Here is a 19790-nt window from a genome sequence, read left to right as displayed (position 1 = left end):
ACTCAATGCAGTTGGTTCTGGGCGGTTTCCAGCCCCACCCGCAACAGCAACTCCACCGCGTCGGCGGTCTGTTCGACCAGTACCGGAACCTCTTTGCGCTCGGGCGCGGAGAACGGTTTGAGTACGAAATCGGCCGGATCCTGCCGGCCGGGCGGGCGGCCCACACCGAACCGGACCCGCAGATAGTCCTTGGTGGACAGGGCATTCGAGATCGAACGCAGGCCGTTGTGACCGCCTTCGCCGCCGCCGCGTTTGAGCCGGATGCTGCCGAAGGGCAGATCCAGTTCGTCGTGCACGACGATGACCTCGGTGGGCGGAACCGAGAAGAACCGGGCCAGCGCCGCGACGGGGCGGCCGGACAAATTCATGTAGGTACGCGGCTTGGCCAGCAGTATCTTGCGCCCGTCGAGCCGGGCCTCGAGCAGATCGGCGCCCGACTTCTTGTGCACGGTGAACCGGCCGCCGATGCGCTCGGCGAGCACATCGGCGACCAGGAAACCGGCATTGTGCCTGGTGCGCTCGTATTCGGGCCCGGGATTACCCAAGCCCACCACGAGCGCGGGGGCAGTAGATTCCGTCATCAGATTCCGTCATCGAAATCCGTTGAGCGACCGAATTATTCGGCGCTCTCGGCCTCACCCTCGGCCTCGCCCGCACCTTCGCCCTCGACGGCCTCGGCGGCCGGAGCGACGATGATGTTGACGATCAGGGCCTCCGGGTCACCGGCCAGGGTGGTGCCCTTCGGCAGTTCGATCTCGCCGGCGGTGATCTGGGTGCCGGCCTCGACGCCCTCGATCGAGATTTCGATGGACTCGGGCAGCTTCATGGCCTCGGCCTCGACCGACAGCACGGTGGCCTCCTGGGTGACCAGGGTTCCCGCGGCGGCATCGCCGGTGAGGACGACCGGCACGTCGACGACGACCTTCTCGCCGCGCTTGACGATCAGCAGGTCGGCGTGCTCGATGTAGCGGCGGATGGGGTGCACGACCACCGACTTGGTCATCGCCACCTCCTTCTTGCCGTCGATCTCCAGCTCCAGCACGGCGTTGGTGCCGTGCTCGCGCAGGATCGCGGCGAAGGCCTGGGCGTTGACCGCCAGGTGCTTCGGCGCCTCACCGTGGCCGTACAGGACGGCGGGAACGTTGCCGTCGCGACGGGTGCGGCGCGCGGCGCCCTTGCCGAATTCGGTGCGGGTCTGAGCTGCGAGGACGCTGACGTCGGACATGACTGAAATACTCTCCTACGGCTTTCCGGGGCGGACGGTGTGCTGGCCAGGTACTGTCCTGATTCGGACGGCCCTGGCGAAAGGGTCTGCTCGTCGGGCGATGACCGCACGACAACGGCCGGAAGCCGAGCCGCGTCGATCACGGTGTGCACTGGGTGCGACACCCTCGCCGAGACAACCTGAGAACAATAGCATGTAGCGGAAACCGCTTCCGCGCCGCACCCCGATGCGGTATTGCACGCCGAACGGACACCGGTCCATCGGTCGGCCCCGGCCGGTTCAGGCGGATTCGGCGCGGAAGTGCGCGGCATGGCAATCCACGTAGCGGCGGCCGGAACGCATCGCCACCCGGATCACCCCGGTGCGGCCGCGATAGACCCGGCCGTCCGGCGAGCGGGTCCCTTCCGGATGAATGCCCCCACCCCGCCGGATTCCAGCATCTCGACCGCCGCGCCATCGGATGCCCAGCACACCGGCCCTGACCGGCGGCTTTCCCCACAGCACTCGCCGCCCGGCGCCGGCCGGACGGGCCCGTTCCCGTATTCTGATGCTTTGCCCTGTCCCGCGAAGAGGAGCCGATCGGTGAATTCCCCCTCAGCCAGCACGACCACATCCGGGCGGGTGGCGCAGGAGGCGGAACGGCGGCGCACCTTCGCGGTGATCTCCCATCCGGACGCGGGTAAATCGACGCTCACCGAGGCCCTGGCCCTGCACGCGAAGATGATTTCCGAGGCCGGCGCCATCCACGGGAAATCCGGGCGGAAATCCACCGTTTCCGACTGGATGGAAATGGAGAAGGCGCGCGGTATTTCCGTCAGCTCGACGGCGCTGCAGTTCGAGTACGGCGAGTGCGTGATCAATCTGGTCGACACGCCCGGCCACTCCGATTTCTCCGAGGACACCTACCGGGTGCTGACGGCCGTCGACGCCGCGGTCATGCTCATCGATGCCGCCAAGGGCCTGGAGCCGCAGACCCTCAAACTGTTCCAGGTCTGCCGCCACCGCGGCATCCCGGTGATCACCGTGATCAACAAGTGGGACCGCCCGGGACGGGCGCCGCTGGAACTGCTCGACGAGATCAGCGAGCGAATCGGCCTGACCCCCACGCCGCTGTTCCTGCCGGTCGGCATCGCGGGTGATTTCCGCGGCCTGCTGCGCCGCGGTCCCGAGGGCGCCGCCACCGAATACATCCACTTCACCCGCACCGCGGGTGGCGCGACCATCGCGCCGGAGGAGTCGTATTCGCCCGAGCAGGCCGCCGCTCGCGAGGGCGAACCGTGGGAGACCGCGGCCGAGGAGAGCGAACTGCTCTCGGCCACCGGCCAGGACCACGATCAGGAACTGTTCCTCGCCGGGCAGACCTCACCGGTCATCTACGCCTCGGCAATGCTGAACTTCGGCGTGCGCCAACTGCTCGACACCCTGGTGGCGCTGGCCCCGCCGCCCGGCCCGCGCGCCGACGTCGACGGCGCACCGCGACAGCCGGCCGACCCGTTCAGCGCGGTCGTCTTCAAGGTGCAGGCCGGTATGGACGCCGCGCATCGCGACCGGCTAGCGTTCATGCGCATCGTCTCCGGAGAATTCGAGCGCGGCATGGTCGTCACACACGCCCAGACCGGACGCCCGTTCGCGACCAAATACGCGCTCACCGTCTTCGGCCGCGAACGCGCCACCGTCGACACCGCCTACCCCGGCGATGTGGTCGGTCTGGTCAACGCGACCGCCCTCGCCCCCGGGCACACGCTGTTCGTGGACAAGAAGGTGGAGTTCCCGCCGATTCCGTCCTTCGCGCCGGAACATTTCGCCACCCTGCGCGCGCGTAGCGCGGGCAAGTACAAGCAGTTCCGCAAGGCCATCGATCAGCTCGACTCCGAGGGCGTGGTGCAGGTGCTGCGCAACGATCTGCGCGGCGACGCCTCTCCGGTGCTGGCGGCGGTCGGCCCGATGCAGTTCGAGGTGGTCACCGCCCGCATGCAGGCCGAATTCAACGTCGAAACGCAGCTGGACTTCCTGCCCTATCAGCTGGCCCGGCGCACCGACGCCGCCTCCTCGCCGGAGCTGGACCGCCAGCGCGGCGTCGAGGTCTTCACCCGCACCGACGGCGTGATCCTGGCCCTGTTCAGCGACAAGTGGCGGCTGCAGTACATCGAGAAGGAAATGCCTGAGCTGACGCTGGAACCCCTCGTCGCGACGGCAGACTGACTGCGTGGCCGGACCACGCAGGACCCACCCGCCAGATCGCCGACCAACCGGTACCGGTTCACCATTGCGCATCGTAGACCTTGGCGGTTTTCGGCCCGCCTCGATTGTGGACCGACGGAGCGAGGGAGCGCAGCGACTGAGCGGAGGAGGGAAAAATCGAGGCCCAGGGGGCCGAAAACCCGCGTCGGCGAAGCCGACGCCGAAAATTCAGCCGATCGCCTCGTCCGGTTCTTCCTCGACCGACCCGCCCGGAGTGTCCTCGATATTCGACACCACGGCCGGTATATCGGGCACCGAACCCGGTTCACCGGTGATCACGCCCCACCGGCTGGCGGTCAGGCGCAGACTCGGCAGGTCCGACAGCGACAGCACCACCTCGTAGGTCCGCTCGTATCCGGTGTGGGCGATACGCCACTGGCCGTCGTCGCAGCGCACATACCGGTCGTTGTAGAACGCCGCCCCGCGCAGCAGCATGTTGTGACCGGGAATGAGCACGGTGTCGGCCAGGTACCAGGTGCCGGTCGCCGAATCGCCGTCGATATCGATCTCGGGATGGTCGCACCGATGTTCGGTGATGACGTGGGGCCCGAGGGTATTGCGCATGAACGCCAGGAACGCATCACGCGACTCGAACTGCAGGTACTCGCTGTAGGTCGCCGTCGCCTCCGGGATCATCGTGTCGGCGAAGTCTTCCCACGATTTGGTGTCGAGTGCTCTCAGGTACCGGAACTTCAGCCGGCTGATCGCGGAGACGGCATCGGAATCCATACCTCAACAATCCCACCGGATCCGGCGAATCTGCGCAGATCGGAAAATCTGTATCGTATCGCTACACAGCGTTGACCGGCGGCCGCGGGTCAGGACCCGTTGATGGTGAAGCAGGTCTTGCAGAAGTCCTCGCCGAATTCGGTGAGGCGCAAGCTCTTTCGCACAATCTTGGGCACCCGGCCGGCCTGCTTGAGCGCCGATTCCACGATCGGCTGGACCTCGAGCACCATATAACGGCTCAACACCACCGGATCGTCGGAAGTGGTCAGCAGACCGAGCCGGTTCAGGTTGATCAAATACAGCCGCGACCGGTCCGGATACCGCACGCCGGCCTGCTCCGGCACCGAGGTCAGATCTCCCGCGACCAGCTCGGAACCGATCCCCAGCGGCCGGTTGGTGCGCACGTCGACCGAGGGCTGCGGGCCGTTGATGGCCATGAACCGCAGAATCCGCGCCTCGTCCGAGGACAGCTGATCGAGAATGCGGTCGTAGGCCGGATGGACTTCCTCGGTGAAGTACACATCGGCCGAGCGCGCGAGCAGATTGTCGCCGCGGCGGCGCAGATCGACCAGGGTCGAGGACCGGACCAGCCCGCCGGTCGACGGGCCGGGCGCCTGGCCGTTGGTGGGGACGTAGCTGACGATCTCGCGCACCGAACCCTCGGTGACGCCGAGGACGCTGCGGGCGACGGACTGCAGTGCGGCTCCGGTGCGTTCGGCGATCTCGGTGGAGGATTCGCCGTCCAGCGCGGCCTGGGCGATCTGCTTGGTGACCTCGAGACCGGTGCCGACGGCCCACTGGCCGCCGCGGACCGCGGTCCCGGCTGCCAGGCCGGCAGCCCGGAAGACGCCGCGGATCATGCGGGCTTCGTTGCTGATCTGCCGCTTCTCCACGTCCGAGCTGCGTTCCACAGCGCGGGAACCGGGTCGGACCACATCCTGTCCGGTCCTGTCGTCTGTCACGTCATTCTCCGAATATCGCCAGGTGAACGAATCCGCTCACATATTCTTACCGCACCCCGAAGGCCACCGGCCATGTTCGGCGGCTCTCGGCCATGAGCGCCGACACCCGCACAGCGATAGCGGCATGAATGTGGTTCCGGTCATTCTTGCGGCTGCCGCTGTCCGGTGCGACATTCCGATCGCACGATGTGATCGAAGTCTCCGCCGATACGCTACCGTGTAGCGGCTTCCAACCCGAATTGGATGGCGACTTCCGCGGCGGCCTCCGTGGTTACGCAGGCTGCCGCCTCCGGCCGCGTCGCTACAGCCGCGGAATTGCATGGCGACCTCCACGGCGACCTCCGTGGTTACGCTCGCTGCCGCCTCCGGCCGCGTCGCTCCGGTCGCAATTGGACCCGTTTCCGGAATTCACAGTAAGGTTCGCCTGGCCGACGGGGTACGTTGTAGTGCCGGTGTGACGGCGGTCACCGGTAAGGGGTCGGCAGGAGGGTGTCGTGCTGGATAGTTTGCTGGGTTTTCACCCGACGATTTTGCTGGAACTGATCACGATCCCCCTCTTCACGGGTGTCATCGGCTATATCACCAACTGGACCGGCATCCTGATGCTGTTCAAGCCGCTACGCTTTCACGGGTTTCGGGTACCGGGTCTGAAATGGTTGTTCCCCTATCTTCCCAAGCGCATTCAGGTGCTGCCGCTGCTGCAGTACGACGGCCGCATGGGCTGGCAGGGAATCGTGCCCTCGCGCGCGGACAAGATGGCCTCGATCGCGGTCGACAAAGGGCTCTCGAAACTCGGCAGCGTCGCCGACTTCTATCGCGAACTGGAGCCCGATGAACTGGCCGCGCATCTGACCGATATGGCGCAGTCGCAGATCCGCGACATCGTCGAGGAGATTGCCCGCCGGGAACATCCGCAGCTCTGGTACAACCTGCCCGCGCAGGTCCGGGAGTTGGTACACGAGCGGGTCCGGGAACAACTTCCGGATATCCTCAAGGAACTGACCGACGAACTCGGGTCGAACATCGAACAACTGCTCGATGTCAAACAGATGGTGATCCGATATTTCCAATCGCGGCCGCAGTTGCTCAACACCGTATTTCAGGTGCTGGGTGCCAAGGAGTTGCGGTTCATGCAGAACTTCGGCTTCTATTTCGGCGCGCCGATGGGTCTGGTGCTCGTCGCGGTGCTGCATCTGACGCATTGGTCGCCGCTGGTGGTGCTGCCGGTCGGCGGTGTGATCATCGGCTGGGTGGTCAACTGGATCGGGCTCAACATGATCTTCGAACCCGCCTATCCGAAGTGGTGGTGCCCGTGGCGGCAGGGTCTGCTGATCAAGCGGCAGCCCGAAATCACCGAGGGCTATGCCGAATTGGTGGCCACCCAGATCATCACGATCGCCAATGTCGGTGACGAACTGCTGAACGGCCCGCGCTCGGACCGCACCATGCAGGTTCTCGAGGACACCCTGCGCCCGGCCACCGACCGCGCGCTCGGGCCGATGCGGGGGGCGCTGAAGTTCGTGATCGGCAGTCGCGACTACGCGACCCTGCAGAACCGCTTCACCGACGAGGCCAAATCGCTGGCACCGGCCGCCTTCGCCGATCCCGGATTCAACGCCCAGCAGAGCCGGCAGGTCAGCCAGTACATCGCCAAGCAGATGGCGGCGCTGAAACCGCCGGACTTCGTCGACATGCTGCGCGCGGCGATCAAACAGGACGAGTGGCTTTTGTTCGTCCATGGCGGTGTGCTGGGGCTCATCGCCGGTTACGCTCATCTTCTGATCTTCGGAACGGAAGTAGCGAACGTATGGCTGTGAGCGGATCCGCGCCGGAAACCGGTGACGGCGCCGAGTTTTCGATCGAATACGCCGAGGTGGTGGCCGAATCCGGCGCCGACGCGGCGGCCGGTACCGGTGCGACCGAAATCGAGACGGTCTTCCCCGACCCGGACGCACGCTCCACCGACCTCGTCGCGCGCCGGTCGGCCGAATTGATGCTGTCCGAGGATGCCCGCCCGGGCTGGGCGGGTCCCGTGCGCACCACGACCGGTGTGGTGCGGGTGGCGCTCTCCGCGGTGACCGAGGCCGCGGCCTGGGGCCTGGGCACCGCAGTGGGGGTGACGGCCACGGTGGTGCGCGGCAGCATGTCCGGGCAGCCGCCGCGGCATGTGCTCTCCGAGGCCGGCGAGCAGGTTCGCGACTCGGTGCGGCGGGCGCTCGGTATCGATGCCGCACCCGCGGGCGCCCCCACCGGCTCGGCGCCGAGCCTGCGCGATCGCGGCGCCGAACTGCTGCGCCGCTCGGCCGATGTGCACTGCGAGGACAGCGACCATCCGGCCTTCGCGCGCATCCTCGCCGAACTGGCTCCCGACGAGGCCCGGATCCTGCGCTTCCTGTACCTCGACGGGCCGCAGCCGGCGCTCGACATCCGCACCGGGCGGCCGTTGAGTTCGGGCACCCAGCGCATCGAGGTCGGCATGTCGCTGATCGGCGAGACCGCGGCGCTGCGCTTCCCCGACCGGGCGATCACCTATCTGACCAATCTGCGCCGCCTCGGCCTCATCACCGTCGACGGCGATCAGCTGGACAACCCGGCCCGCTATCAGCTGCTCGAATCACAGCCCGAGGTGCGGCGGTTGCTCAAGCGCGGATTCGGCACCAAGGTCGCCTACCGCAGCATCGCGCTCACCTCGTTCGGCACTGATTTCACCTGTGCGTGCCTGCCGGTGCCGCCACTGGGCCACGCGCTCTGAGGTTGCCACGCCGTGGCCGCTCGATCCGGCCGCCTTACGACGAACCGGTTCCGGCTGCACGGGCGCAGGCGCCTCCGGCCTACCCCACCTCTTCGGCGAGTTCCAACCAGCGCATCTCGGTTGATTCCTTCTCGGCCTGCACCTGCTTCAGTTCCGCGCCGAGGCTCACCAGCTTCTCCGGATCGGTGGCGGCTTCGGCCAGTGCGGTGTGCAGGCGTTCCTCCCGCTCGCCGAGTTTCTCCAGGGTCCGCTCCAGCCGGCCGAACTCCTTGCGCGCGGCGCGGTAGGCGGCGGAATCGGTTGCGGGAGCGGAAGTTTCGGTCGGCGCGGAGGTTCCGGAGGGGCGGCGTGCGATGTCGGCGAGGGCCGCGCGGCGACGCAGGTACTCCTCGATACCGCCGGGCAGATTGGTGAGCTTGCCGTCGCCGAACAGCGCCCAGGTGGAGTCGCTGATGCGCTCGATCAGATACCGGTCGTGGCTGATCACGACCAGGGTGCCGGGCCAGCCGTCGAGCAGGTCCTCGAGTTGCTGCAGGGTGTCGATGTCGAGGTCGTTGGTGGGCTCGTCGAGCAGCAGGACGTTCGGCTCACTCATCAGGATGCGGGTCAGTTGCAGGCGGCGGCGCTCACCGCCGGACAGGTCACCGACCGGAGTGCGCTGTTTGGCCGGTGTGAATCCGAGCCGTTCGGCGAGCTGCCCGGCGCTGATCTCCTTGTCTCCCAGCCAGGTTCGCTCGGCGACATCGGACACCGCTTGCAGCACCCTCATATCGGTGGGTAGATCGTCGAGTTCCTGCCGCAGCCAGCCGATCCGGACGGTCTGGCCCTGAATCCGCTTACCGGCCGCCGGTTCCGCGTCACCGGCGAGAGCGCGCAACAGGGTGGTCTTGCCCGATCCGTTCACCCCGACCAGGCCGACCCGCTCTCCCGGCGCCAACCGCCAGGTCAGATCGCGCACCAATTCGCGGCCGTCGGGGGTGGTGAGGGTGGCGTCCTCGAGTTCGATCACCACGCGGCCCAGGCGTTTCCGTGCGAAGGAGGCCAGCTGCACGGTGTCGCGCGGCGGCGGCACATCGGCGATCAGGGCCTCGGCGGCCTCGACCCGGTAGCGCGGCTTCGAGGTACGTGCCTGCGGTCCGCGACGCAGCCAGGCCAATTCCTTGCGGGCCAGATTACGGCGGCGCGCCTCGGTGGCATCGGCCTGGCGGGCCCGCTCGGCGCGGGCGAAGATCCAGTCGTTGTAGCCGCCCTCATAGCTTTCGACCTTGCCGCCCACCACTTCCCAGGTGCGGGTGGCGACGGTGTCGAGGAACCAGCGATCGTGGGTGACCACCACGAGTGCGCTGCGGCGCGCCAGCAGATGTTCGGCCAGCCACTGCACACCCTCGACGTCGAGGTGGTTGGTGGGCTCGTCGAGGACCAGCAGATCCAGTTCGCGCACCAGCGCGGCGGCCAGCGCCACACGACGGCGCTCGCCACCGGACAGGTTCGCGACCGAGGTGTCCATGCCCAGATCCGCGATGCCGATACCGTCGAGCACGCTGCGGATGCGCGGATTGGCGGCCCACTCGTGTTCGGCGACGCCGTCCGTGCGCGCGTCCTCGGCGAGCCCGGCCAGCACCACCTCGCCGACGGTGGCCCCTTCCGGCAGCACACCGCGCTGGGTCACGACCGCCATGCGCAGGCCATTGATCCGGCTCACCCGCCCGCTGTCGGGCTGCTCGAGCCCGGTCAGCACCTCGAGCAGTGTGGTCTTACCCCCGCCGTTGAGACCGACGACCCCGATCCGCTCACCCTCCTGCACGCCGAGGGACACGTTGTCCAGCAGCGGGGTGATTCCGAAGCTCTTGTGGACCTGCTCCAGATTGATCAGATTCGCCAAGGGGTCAGTCCTCTCCGAGTATGGCGGGGCCTCCGGGTGTGCCACGAGCTCGGCGGATCCGGCCGCGTCGCGCGCGCCGGCTGCGCTCCCGCAGCGGCGGGACCACGCCCGTCGGCTTCACCCGTGAAGATTACGGCACGAGGGTGCGCACTTCCGGCGCGGGTGAACCGGGCCCGAGCCCGCTCCCCCCCCCCCCGAATCACGCCGCCCCGACGGCGACCACCGGTTGTGCGTTCCAGGAAGCTCGCCGGACCGCATGCACGGGTCGATCTCCGGCTACACCGGCACGCGGATCTCGGAGCCACACGCAGACCGATCCTCCAGCCGCACGCGTACGCCCAGCTCGGGGCCACGCACGCGGGCGGCGGCGCGGTCACCACATGCACGCAGATCTCGGTTTCGCGTTCACCCGCTGCCACCCCAGTGCGGCCGTTTCCCTCCTCTGCGACGGACCGAACCGCAGTGGTACCGCGTGGCTGCACATGGATCGCGGTTGCGAAAAAGGTTGAGGCATAGGTACTCTGCGGGCAATCCAAATGGGCTCTCCAGAAGTATGGCCGTAGTGCGGGAGCCCCGCCTCGTGAGGGCGCGGAGTGGGCGGCGCTGATTTGTCGACCCCACATTCGGAGGATTCTCATGACCGACTCGTCATCCGCCATCGCCACCTCGTCACCCGGCGACCGTGCAGGCGACAGTTCCGGGCAGCCGGACGCACTGCGCACAGCCCACGGCGTGAAGGTCGGCATCGGGCTGCCGATCGCCGCCCCACAGTCACTCGTCGCATGGGCCGAGCGGGCCGAATCGGGCCCGTTCTCCACCCTCGGACTGCTCGATCGACTGGTCTACGACAATCCGGAACCCCTTGTGACACTTGCGCATCTGGCCGGTGCGACGCAGCGGATCCGATTGCAGACCGAAGTGCTCCTCGCGCCACTGCGGGAGACCGCGCTGCTCGCGAAACAGGTCGCCACCCTCGACCGGCTCTCGGGCGGCCGATTCACCCTGGGGCTCGGTGTCGGCGGCCGCGCCGACGACCATGAAGCGTCCGGGACGCAATTGCGCACGCGCGGAAAGCGATTGGACGAGCAGATCGCGACGATGCGCCGGCTCTGGTCCGGTGAACCCTACAGCGAGAATTGCGCCGTGATCGGCCCGCTGCCGCACACCTCCGGCGGTCCGGAACTGCTGTTCGGCGGATTCCAGCCCGCCGCGCTGGAACGCGTCGCACGCTGCGGCGGCGGATTCCTCGCCGCGGCCGCACCCTCGTGGGCGCCGGGCCTGTTCGACACCGTGCGGCGGTTCTGGCGCGACTACGATCGCCCGGGTTCACCGCGCATCGTCGCGCAGGTCAACGTGGCCCTGGGTCCGCGGCACATCATCGACGACGCCCACGCCGCCATGTCGGCGTACTACGCCTTCAGCGACTACGGCGCGAACATGGTCGAGGGCATGCTCACCACACCGGAGCAGATCCGCACGGTCACAAAGCAATTCGCCGATCTGGGCGCCGACGAAGTGATCTTCTACTGCTACGGGCGAGACCCGGAACAGGTCGACCGCCTCGCCGACACTCTCAGCTGAACGGTCGTACGTAGCTACCGGCCGGCGCCGACCCGCACGCGACGATCGGCGCCGGCTCGTCACGTCCGGTCAGTGACGCCCGTCGGCCAGCACACGCGCACCGGGCACCGGACCGGTCGCGGTGCGGACGCTGCGGCACACCCCGGCACCCGAGAGTTCGGCCGAAACCTCGACCGCATCGTCCTCACTACCGCACAGGAAGGCACAGGTGGGCCCCGAACCGGAGACGATTCCGGCGAGGGCGCCCGCCTCGACGCCGGCACGCAGGGTGCGGCGCAGGGCCGGATTCAGCGACAGGGCGGCGGCCTGCAGATCGTTGCCGAGCAGGGGCGCGAGCTGGGTGGGGTCGCCGGAGGCCAACGCCTGCAGCAATTCCTGCGGGTCGCCGAGGCGCGGCGGATCGCCGTTCTCGCGCAACCGGTCCAGTTCGCCGAACACCTTCGGCGTCGACAGCCCCTCCTTCGCCAATGCCAGCACCCAGTGGAAAGTGTTGCGCGACAACACCGGAAGCAGTTTCTCGCCACGGCCGCGGCCCAGTGCGGTGCCGCCGTGCAGCGCGAAGGGCACATCGCTGCCGAGTTCGGCCGCGACCTCGGCCAACTGGTCGCGCGACATCTCCAGCCCCCACAATTCGTTGAGCCCCACCAGCGTCGCGGCGGCATCCGCGCTGCCGCCGGCCATCCCCCCGGCCACCGGGATACCCTTCTCGATCTCGATCTCCACCAGCGGAGCGCGGCCGGCCAGATGTCCGAGCCGGACGGCGGCCTGCCACACCAGGTTCGTGCGATCGGTGGGCACCTGGGCGGCGCCCTCCCCGTGCACGGTCACGGCCAGCGATCCGGCCGGAGCGATCCGCACATCGTCGGCCAGCGACAGCGCCTGGAAGACCGTGGTCAGTTCGTGGTATCCGTCGCTACGCAGGTCATCGACCCCTAGATGAAGGTTCACCTTGGAGGGGGCGCGGACGACCACGGAACTGGGTACTACAGACAGCACGGGGCTAGGTTATCCGTCCGCGCGGCAAACGGTCGGTTTGCCGCGCGACGCGGGGCTCCCGCAGCTGGGGACTCGCCGGACACCGGCCGCCGCGCCAGGCAGCCGACGCCGAATTGCCGGCCGACGCCAGGCCGATTACCTGCGCAGACGGGTGTCGCCGGAGATGCGCGCCACCGCGGGCGAAATTCCCCGTCGCCCCCCTTGCGCCAGGTACCCATGGGGGGTATGTTCAGTGATGTCAGGGGATACCCCCTCACCGTATAAGAGCGAGCGAAGGAAGCGATCATGGCTACCAGCACCTACACCGTCACCGGGATGACCTGCGGCCACTGCGTGGCGTCGGTGCAGACGGAGATCGGCAAGATCGACGGCGTCACCAGCGTCGACGTAGACCTCGCCTCCGGTCGCGTCCAGGTCGAATCCGCCGCACCGCTGACGGACGCCGAAGTCGTCGCCGCCGTCGACGAGGCGGGATATCAGGTGGCGAGCTGAATGAACGACAGACTGAAGTTCGCGGCATTCGGCGGCGGACTGGTCGTGTTGTTCGGGGCCGCGCTCGGCATCGGCGCCCTGGTGGGCGATCCGGCCGAGCCGGCCCCCGGCCACGGCACCGGACTTCAGGCCACCCAGGAGGGATACACCCTCTCCGAGGTGAGCGCACCCACCGAACCTCAGACCCCCGGCACCCTCCGATTCCGGATCACCGGCCCCGACGGCGCACCGGTCACCCAGTACACCGATCTGCACGAGCAGGACCTGCATCTGATCGCCGTCCGCTCCGATACCACCGAATACCGGCACGTGCACCCGGTCCGCGACGACACCGGCACCTGGTCGATCGATTGGACGTGGGCCCAGCCGGGCACCTATCGCATCTTCGCCGATTCCCGGCCCGCGGCGGCGCCGGATGAACTGGTGCTCAGCCGCACCGTCACCGTGACCGGCGCGACCGCCGATCGGCCCCTGCCGCCGGTCTCGCGCACCACCACCGTCGACGGCTACCAGGTTCGCATGGACGGCGATCTCTCGACCGCCGGCGGCGAGGTGGGATTCACAGTCACCCGCGACGGGCGGCCGGTCACCGATCTGCAACCCTATCTGGGTGCCTACGGGCATCTGGTCGCACTGCGCGGGAACGATCTGTCCTACCTTCATGTTCATCCCGAAGGAGAGGTCGGCTCGACACCCGCCGGGCCGCGGGTCGCCTTCCACGCCCAAGCGCCCAGTACCGGCGCCTTCCGGCTCTACCTGGACTTCGCCCACGGCGGCGCGGTTCACACGGCGGAATTCACCGCCGAGGCGGTAGCCGGGCAGCAGAGCGGGCACCACGACAACGAGCACAACAACGGAGAGCACGGAGGAGGTCACCAATGAGCGCGCCCACGACAGAGCGCTCCGTCGAGCTGGATATCGGTGGCATGACCTGCGCCTCCTGCGCCGCACGCATCGAGAAGAAACTGAACCGGATCGAGGGCGTCACCGCCACGGTCAACTACGCCACCGAGAAGGCGAAGGTCAGCTTCCCCGAAACGGTGACGCCGGATCAACTCATCGAACGTGTCGTCGACACCGGCTACACCGCCACCGTCCACGACACGCGTCCCGCGCACACCGCTGCGGCCGAAAAGGTTTCCACCGATTCGCCGCTACGGCAACTGCGGCATCGGCTGCTGGTGAGCCTCGCGCTGGCGCTTCCGGTCATCGCCCTGGCGATGATTCCGGCGCTGCAATTCCGGAACTGGCAATGGCTTTCGCTGACGCTGGCCACGCCGGTCGTGTTCTGGGGCGGCGCCGCCTTCCATCGCGCCGCGTGGATCAACGCCCGGCACGCCACCGCCACCATGGACACCCTGATCTCGCTGGGCACCCTGGCGGCCTACTCGTGGTCGGTGTACGCGCTGTTCTTCGGCGATGCCGGAATGCCGGGTATGAAGCACGGCTTCAGCTTCGCTGTCGAGCGCTCCGCGTCGGCGTCGAACATCTACTTCGAGGTCGCGGCCGGTGTGATCGTCTTCATCCTGGCCGGGCGGTATTTCGAGACCCGTGCCAAGGAGCGGGCCGGTTCGGCACTGCGGGCGCTGCTGGAACTCGGCGCCAAGGATGTGGCGGTACTGCGCGACGGCGTCGAACACCGAATTCCGGTGTCGGAGTTGCGCGTCGACGATGTGTTCCTGGTGCGTCCGGGTGAGAAGGTCGCCACCGACGGTGTGGTCACCGACGGTAATTCGGCTATCGACATGAGCATGCTGACCGGTGAATCGGTGCCGGTCGAGGTGGGCCCGGGCGATCCGGTGATCGGCGCGACCGTCAACGCCGGCGGGGTGCTGACCGTGCGGGCCACCCGGATCGGCGCCGACACCCAGCTGGCGCAGATGGCCGCACTGGTGGAAGAGGCGCAGAACGGCAAGGCGCCCGTGCAGCGGCTGGCCGACCGGGTCGCCGGTGTGTTCGTCCCGATCGTGATCGCCATTTCGGTTGCCACACTGGGCTTCTGGCTCGGCAGCGGCGCCGCGGTGGCGGTGGCCTTCGGCGCGGCGGTCGCGGTGCTGATCATCGCCTGCCCGTGCGCGCTCGGCCTGGCCACACCCACCGCACTGCTGGTCGGCACCGGTCGGGGCGCCCAGCTCGGCGTCCTGATCAAGGGGCCGCAGGTGCTGGAATCGACCCGGCGCATCGACACCGTCGTGCTGGACAAGACCGGGACGGTCACGACCGGCACCATGTCGCTGGCCGAGGTCCACCCGGCCGAGGGCCAGGATCGCGACGAACTGCTGACCGTCGCCGCGGCGGTGGAACACGGATCCGAACACCCGGTGGCCCGGGCGGTGGTGCGGGGCGCCGCCGAACAGGGTCTGGCCGAGGAGCCGGTGCAGCAGTTCGTGAGCCACGGCGGTAAGGGCGTGCAGGGTCTGGTCGGTGAGCGCGCGGTCGTGATCGGCCGCACCGAACTGCTCGCGGATTGGTCGATCCCGCTGCCGGAGTCGTTGGCGCAGGCCAAGTCCGAAGCCGAGACCGCCGGGCGCACCGCGATCGTGGTGGCTTGGGACGGGCAGGCGCGCGGTGTGCTGGTCATCGCCGATGCGATCAAGGCCTCGAGCGCCGAGGCGATCGCGGACATGCGGTCGCTGGGACTGACGCCGGTGCTGTTGACCGGTGACAATGCCGCTACCGCGCGCACGGTCGCCGATCAGGTCGGCATCGACGAGGTGATCGCCGAGGTGCTGCCCGCCGACAAACTCGACGTGGTGAAGCGGCTGCAGGATCAGGGCAAGGTCGTCGCGATGGTCGGCGACGGCGTCAACGACGCGGCCGCCCTCGCCCAGGCCGACCTGGGCCTGGCGATGGGCACCGGCACCGACGTGGCGATCGAGGCCGGCGACATCACGCTCGTCCGCGGCGATCTGCGGACGGTCGGCACGGCCATCCGGCTCTCCCGGGCCACCCTGCGCACCATCAAGGGCAACCTGTTCTGGGCGTTCGGCTACAACGTGGCGGCGATTCCGCTGGCGGCGGCCGGACTGCTCAACCCGATGCTCGCGGGTGCGGCCATGGCCCTGTCGAGTGTGTTCGTGGTGAGCAACAGCCTACGGCTGCGGCGCTTCCGCTGAACGAATCCGCCGAATGTCCCGTCCGATCGGACGGGACATTCGGCGTTCCCGCCCCGGTCCGCCATACTTTCCGTCCGAAGAGAAGAATGCGCTGTCGCGTCGGCCTGTTTCCCAGCGACCGGCCGCGCACGAGGACAAGGCAGGGACCACATGAGCATCCTGTTCGGGATCGGTTTGGTGATCTGGTTCGTCAGCATCGCCGCGATGTTTCTCGCACGCGCCCTCGACGACCACAGACAGCAGGTCTTCCGGGCGAGCCTGGCACTGTGCGCGGTGGGATCGATACTCCTCGCCATCGGCACGCCCTTCGTCAGCGGCAATTCGATGAATAAGAACATCCTGGTCAGCGGCGGATTCACCGTGATGGCGTCCCTCTGCGCCTACTCGGTCCTGATCACCCGCCACCGCCCCGCCACTCCCCCGATACCGCTGCCGATCCCGTTCACCCCGCCGAGCGACAACCCCGCCGCCACCGCCGCGCCGGCACCCCGGTCACAAGAAGACTTGCCGACCGCAGACTCCCGCCCACACGATCCGAGTCGCATGTGATCACCACACCTTTGCCCGGGTCCGCCGCCTGACCTTGACGTTAACCGCGGTTCAGGTTTTAGCGTCGCAGGCGACCGTTTCCCACCGAAGGGCGCCGCGATGAAGATCCTCGAAGTCGAGCTCACCACAACACATCTCGACGCCACGGCGGAGTTCTACCGCGACGTGCTCGAGCTTCCGGTGATCGCGCAGCCTGACGGTGTTGTCGTCGAGATCGGCTCCAGCAGATTGAGGGTGACCGCGGGCGCTGCCTTCGACGGCGTGCACCATCTCGCGTTCGGCATTTCGCCACACGACTTCGACCTGGCCCGCCGTTGGTTGCGGCAGCGGACAAAATTGCTCACGGTCGGCAGTTCCGACACCATCGACGGCCCGAAGGGATGGGATTCTCGATCGCTGTATTTCCGGGGGCCGGACGGAATTCTGCTGGAACTGATTGCGCGCGAGGCCGATCGAGCGATCCCGGGCAGCCCCGGCGAAACCCCGCACCTGTTGTCGATCAGCGAGGTCGGCATCGGCGTGCCCGACGTCCGGCGGGCCGTACGCCACCTCACCGAGGCCTTCGAACTCCCGCCCTTCCCGCCACAACTATCCGAATTCGCCCCGATCGGCAGCCACGACGGGCTGCTCATCCTGGCCCGTTCCGGCCGAATCTGGTTCCCCACCGAGCAAGACGTCCCCGCCACCGGACCGGTATCGGTCCGCATCGAATCCGCCGGCCACAGCGAAAAGATCGCTCTGACCGACGAAGCCGTCGTTCGAGCCGGTGGACCGATTTCCGAATAGCGCCTGCATATTGCACGAAATACCGCATGAGCACGGCAAAGGTCCGACGGGCTGCAGCGCGGCCCACCGCACCGCACTTGCTGGTCCGGACTGGTGCCGGTCACGACCGCTCCCCATCCGTACCGGGGTGGTCGGCCCACGATGTGCTCGTCTGACTGCGGGTGCCACACCAATCGTGCAAACCTCGCCGGTTTTTGCGGTTTTCGCACATTTTGGTCGAGGTTTGCACGAAAAGTTCGGAGTCCGTCAGCGCCGAAGTCCGCTCAGGATCACCCCTGCTCGGCGAGGCGCACAAAGGCTGCTGTGTCGAGTGTTTCCCCCCGCGCGGTAGGCGCGATTCCCGCCGCGACCAATCGCCGTTCCGCCTCGGCGGGCGATCCCGCCCACCCCGCCAGGGCGGCGCGTAATGTCTTGCGGCGCTGAGCGAAAGCTGCGTCGATTACGGCGAACACGCGCTCGCGGTGGGCGGTGTCGAGCGACCACGGTGGGTCGGTGTAGCGCTCGATGCGGACCAGTCCCGACTCCACCTGCGGAACCGGCCAGAACACCTGGCGGCCGACGGCTCCCGCGCGGCGGACGGCGCCGAAGAATCCGGCTTTCACGCTCGGGACGCCGTAGATGCGGGAGCCGGGTTCGGCAGAGAGCCGGTCGGCCACCTCGGCCTGAACCATCACCAAAGCCGTTCGGATGCTGGGCAATTCGGCGAGCAGGTGCAGGAGCACGGGTACCGCTACGTTGTAGGGCAGGTTCGCGACCAGCGCCGTCGGCTCACCGGGGATATCGGTGGCCGACACGCGCAGCGCATCGCCGGGCACCACGGTAAGCCGGTCGGCGAGTCCGGTGGCGCGGTCGGACACGGTTTCCGGAAGATGCTGTGCGAGAACCGGATCCAGTTCCACCGCGACGACCCGGTCCACGACGTCGAGCAGTGCCAGGGTCAGCGAGCCGAGTCCGGGGCCGACCTCGAGCACCACGTCGTCGCATCCGACGCCGGCCGTGGCGACGATTCGCCGCACGGTGTTGGCGTCGTGCACGAAGTTCTGTCCGAGCTGTTTGGTCGGGCGCACGCCGAACCGTTCCGCCAGCACCCGCACTTCGGCGGGGCCGAGCAGTTCGGCCAGGCCACGGGCTTCGCTCACAGGTTCGGACACGCCCGACAAGGTATCAGTGCGGCTAGGGCCGGTACGGCGTGGACTGCACCCGCGCGACGAACGCGTCGATCGCCGCCCACATCTGCGGATTCAGGTCGCAGTGCTGCCCGGTGCCGACCACCGATTGCGAGTCCACGCCGTTCGCGGCCAACTGGGCGGCCAGCGCGGCGTGCAGCGGCGAGGGCACGGTGCGGTCGGTGGCGTTGAGCAGCAACAGGATCGGAGCGTCGTAGCCGCTCGTGGGCACGGCCAGATAGTCGGTGAGCGCGGCCGTGAACCGCGGGTCGCCCAGCGGCCGCGACAGCAGATCGCCCAGCGATGCGCCGTTGACCTGCGCGATCATCCCGTCCAGGCACAGGCTGCCGATCCTGTCGAGCAGTTGGCGCCCACGCGGGCTCAGATAGCTGTCGACGTCGATATCGGGCCGGGTTTCCCGCATTCCGACGAGCACTCCCGCGATGAAGGCGGTGCTGCCGTCGCCGATCTCCGGAATATTCGGCACCCACGGCCCGGCGATGGGCAGAACGTGCTCCAGATCCGATTCGGGGTCGACCGCGATGGTCCCGCGGAAGTCCAGGTCGGGCGCATAGCTCTGCTGGAGATGACCCGTACCCAGAGCGGCCTGACCACCCTGCGACGCACCGACAGCGATCCAGGTGCGCGACAGCTGCGGATAGGTCGCACGCGCTGCCCGCAGCAGGTCGATGGTCGCGGTCGCCTCGGACTGCCGTTCCAGATACGGATGCGGACCGGTGTCGAACGCACCCAGCCCGAGATAGTCCGGCGCGACCACCGCGAATCCCTTGGACTGGAAGTACTGCAGGATGCGGTCTTCCTTGGCGCGGCCGGACGGGTAGGGCGCGGTACCCGGATTCGAGATGCCGCTGCATCCCATGCCGAGCCCGCTCGTGCCGTGGTCGTAGGCCACCACCGGCCAGCCACCCGCGGGCGGTTCGCCCGGCGGAAGGAACACCGCACCGCTGGCGGGGACGGGCTCACCGCGCGAGGTCGTCGTCCGATAGTCGAGTAGCGCCGCCCCGGTCATACCGTGCCAGCCGTCCGGCTGCGCGGTGACCGACATCGTCGTTCCGGCCGGCTCGGCAATGGCGTCCGGCACCGCGACGACCGAGCCGAGCGCCAACGCGGTGAACAGGGCCGCGACCACAAGCGGCCACCGCATTCGAGCCGAACATTTCGACAACCGCATGGACACCTCACATCATCTGGGATCTGCTGATTTTACGGTGCACACACCGCACGGTCCGGAAATCCCCAGGCCGGGGCGTCGCGGAGCGTTGACGTCAATTGATACACGTTCTAGTTTCGGT

Annotated in this window: 17 protein-coding genes and 1 pseudogene; 9 read left to right on the top strand and 9 right to left on the bottom strand. The window is 68.0% G+C overall.

Annotation, left to right across the window (positions count from 1 at the left end):
• Window positions 1–2: 2 nt before the first annotated feature.
• From pth to ACPCUW_RS03295, 3 genes and pseudogenes are all read right to left on the bottom strand, one after another.
• Complete coding sequence (pth, locus tag ACPCUW_RS03305; protein ID WP_063009329.1) at window positions 3–581, bottom strand: aminoacyl-tRNA hydrolase; 579 nt, start codon at window positions 579–581, stop codon at window positions 3–5.
• 35 nt (window positions 582–616) lie between these two features.
• Window positions 617–1225 (bottom strand): 50S ribosomal protein L25/general stress protein Ctc, encoded by a 609-nt coding sequence (locus ACPCUW_RS03300; RefSeq protein ID WP_063009327.1) that lies wholly within the window; start codon window positions 1223–1225, stop codon window positions 617–619.
• A 330-nt stretch (window positions 1226–1555) separates the two neighbouring features.
• Window positions 1556–1642: pseudogene (locus ACPCUW_RS03295) on the bottom strand (1-acyl-sn-glycerol-3-phosphate acyltransferase); the annotation flags it as partial.
• A gap of 165 nt (window positions 1643–1807) precedes the next feature.
• Between ACPCUW_RS03295 and ACPCUW_RS03290 the strand changes: the two are divergent.
• Window positions 1808–3427, top strand: coding sequence for a peptide chain release factor 3 (locus ACPCUW_RS03290; RefSeq protein ID WP_063023561.1), 1620 nt, complete (start codon window positions 1808–1810; stop codon window positions 3425–3427).
• 207 nt (window positions 3428–3634) lie between these two features.
• On the opposite strand, the gene ACPCUW_RS03285 is transcribed toward ACPCUW_RS03290, so the two are convergent.
• Both ACPCUW_RS03285 and ACPCUW_RS03280 read right to left on the bottom strand, forming a co-directional pair.
• A complete protein-coding gene (locus tag ACPCUW_RS03285) occupies window positions 3635–4195 on the bottom strand; it encodes a nuclear transport factor 2 family protein (RefSeq protein ID WP_036524295.1) in 561 nt (186 codons plus the stop codon).
• 89 nt (window positions 4196–4284) lie between these two features.
• On the bottom strand, window positions 4285–5157 hold the full coding sequence (locus ACPCUW_RS03280; protein WP_030515219.1) for a DUF4393 domain-containing protein: 873 nt from the start codon (window positions 5155–5157) through the stop codon (window positions 4285–4287).
• A gap of 494 nt (window positions 5158–5651) precedes the next feature.
• On the opposite strand from ACPCUW_RS03280, the gene ACPCUW_RS03275 reads away from it, so the two are divergent.
• Window positions 5652–6974: a hypothetical protein gene (locus ACPCUW_RS03275; RefSeq protein WP_082856617.1), complete on the top strand. Its 1323-nt coding sequence runs from the start codon at window positions 5652–5654 to the stop codon at window positions 6972–6974.
• Window positions 6971–7909, top strand: coding sequence for an Abi-alpha family protein (locus ACPCUW_RS03270; RefSeq protein ID WP_423423627.1), 939 nt, complete (start codon window positions 6971–6973; stop codon window positions 7907–7909). Before ACPCUW_RS03275 ends, ACPCUW_RS03270 begins: the two co-directional genes overlap by 4 nt.
• Before the next feature lie 79 nt (window positions 7910–7988).
• Here the strand turns inward: ACPCUW_RS03270 and ACPCUW_RS03265 are convergent, their stop codons facing one another.
• Window positions 7989–9791, bottom strand: coding sequence for an ABC-F family ATP-binding cassette domain-containing protein (locus tag ACPCUW_RS03265; protein WP_423423626.1), 1803 nt, complete (start codon window positions 9789–9791; stop codon window positions 7989–7991).
• Between the two features lie 636 nt (window positions 9792–10427).
• Between ACPCUW_RS03265 and ACPCUW_RS03260 the strand changes: the two genes are divergently transcribed.
• Window positions 10428–11372: an LLM class flavin-dependent oxidoreductase gene (locus ACPCUW_RS03260; RefSeq protein WP_423423625.1), complete on the top strand. Its 945-nt coding sequence runs from the start codon at window positions 10428–10430 to the stop codon at window positions 11370–11372.
• A 69-nt stretch (window positions 11373–11441) separates the two neighbouring features.
• Here the strand turns inward: ACPCUW_RS03260 and ACPCUW_RS03255 are convergent, their stop codons facing one another.
• A complete protein-coding gene (locus ACPCUW_RS03255; RefSeq protein WP_030515215.1) occupies window positions 11442–12368 on the bottom strand; it encodes a 4-(cytidine 5'-diphospho)-2-C-methyl-D-erythritol kinase in 927 nt (308 codons plus the stop codon).
• Between the two features lie 285 nt (window positions 12369–12653).
• Here ACPCUW_RS03255 and ACPCUW_RS03250 point away from each other — a divergent pair, with 285 nt between their 5' ends.
• The 5 genes from ACPCUW_RS03250 (at window position 12654) to ACPCUW_RS03230 (ending at window position 17311) form a co-directional block, all read left to right on the top strand.
• Window positions 12654–12860: a heavy-metal-associated domain-containing protein gene (locus ACPCUW_RS03250; protein ID WP_423423624.1), complete on the top strand. Its 207-nt coding sequence runs from the start codon at window positions 12654–12656 to the stop codon at window positions 12858–12860.
• On the top strand, window positions 12861–13742 hold the full coding sequence (locus tag ACPCUW_RS03245; protein WP_423423623.1) for a hypothetical protein: 882 nt from the start codon (window positions 12861–12863) through the stop codon (window positions 13740–13742).
• Entirely contained in the window at window positions 13739–15976 is a 2238-nt protein-coding gene (locus tag ACPCUW_RS03240; protein ID WP_423423622.1) for a heavy metal translocating P-type ATPase, read from the top strand. Before ACPCUW_RS03245 ends, ACPCUW_RS03240 begins: the two co-directional genes overlap by 4 nt.
• 150 nt (window positions 15977–16126) lie before the next feature.
• The gene (locus tag ACPCUW_RS03235) at window positions 16127–16525 is read left to right on the top strand and encodes a hypothetical protein (RefSeq protein ID WP_423423621.1); all 399 of its coding nucleotides are present in this window, start codon (window positions 16127–16129) and stop codon (window positions 16523–16525) included.
• A 99-nt stretch (window positions 16526–16624) separates the two neighbouring features.
• Window positions 16625–17311 (top strand): VOC family protein, encoded by a 687-nt coding sequence (locus ACPCUW_RS03230; RefSeq protein ID WP_423423620.1) that lies wholly within the window; start codon window positions 16625–16627, stop codon window positions 17309–17311.
• Window positions 17312–17580: 269 nt separating this feature from the next.
• On the opposite strand, the gene rsmA is transcribed toward ACPCUW_RS03230, so the two are convergent.
• Together rsmA and ACPCUW_RS03220 are read right to left on the bottom strand one after the other, a co-directional pair.
• Window positions 17581–18462 (bottom strand): 16S rRNA (adenine(1518)-N(6)/adenine(1519)-N(6))-dimethyltransferase RsmA, encoded by an 882-nt coding sequence (gene rsmA, locus ACPCUW_RS03225; protein ID WP_423423619.1) that lies wholly within the window; start codon window positions 18460–18462, stop codon window positions 17581–17583.
• Window positions 18463–18484: 22 nt separating this feature from the next.
• Window positions 18485–19642 carry an alpha/beta fold hydrolase gene (locus ACPCUW_RS03220; RefSeq protein WP_423423618.1) on the bottom strand — a complete coding sequence of 386 codons (1158 nt, stop codon included), beginning with the start codon at window positions 19640–19642 and terminating at the stop codon, window positions 18485–18487.
• Window positions 19643–19790: the final 148 nt, after the last annotated feature.

Source organism: Nocardia sp. AB354 (assembly GCF_049538315.1).
Lineage (GTDB): Bacteria > Actinomycetota > Actinomycetes > Mycobacteriales > Mycobacteriaceae > Nocardia > Nocardia nova.
The sequence above is the reverse complement of the archived record's forward strand: the minus strand, read 5'-3'. Positions and strand labels throughout refer to the sequence as shown.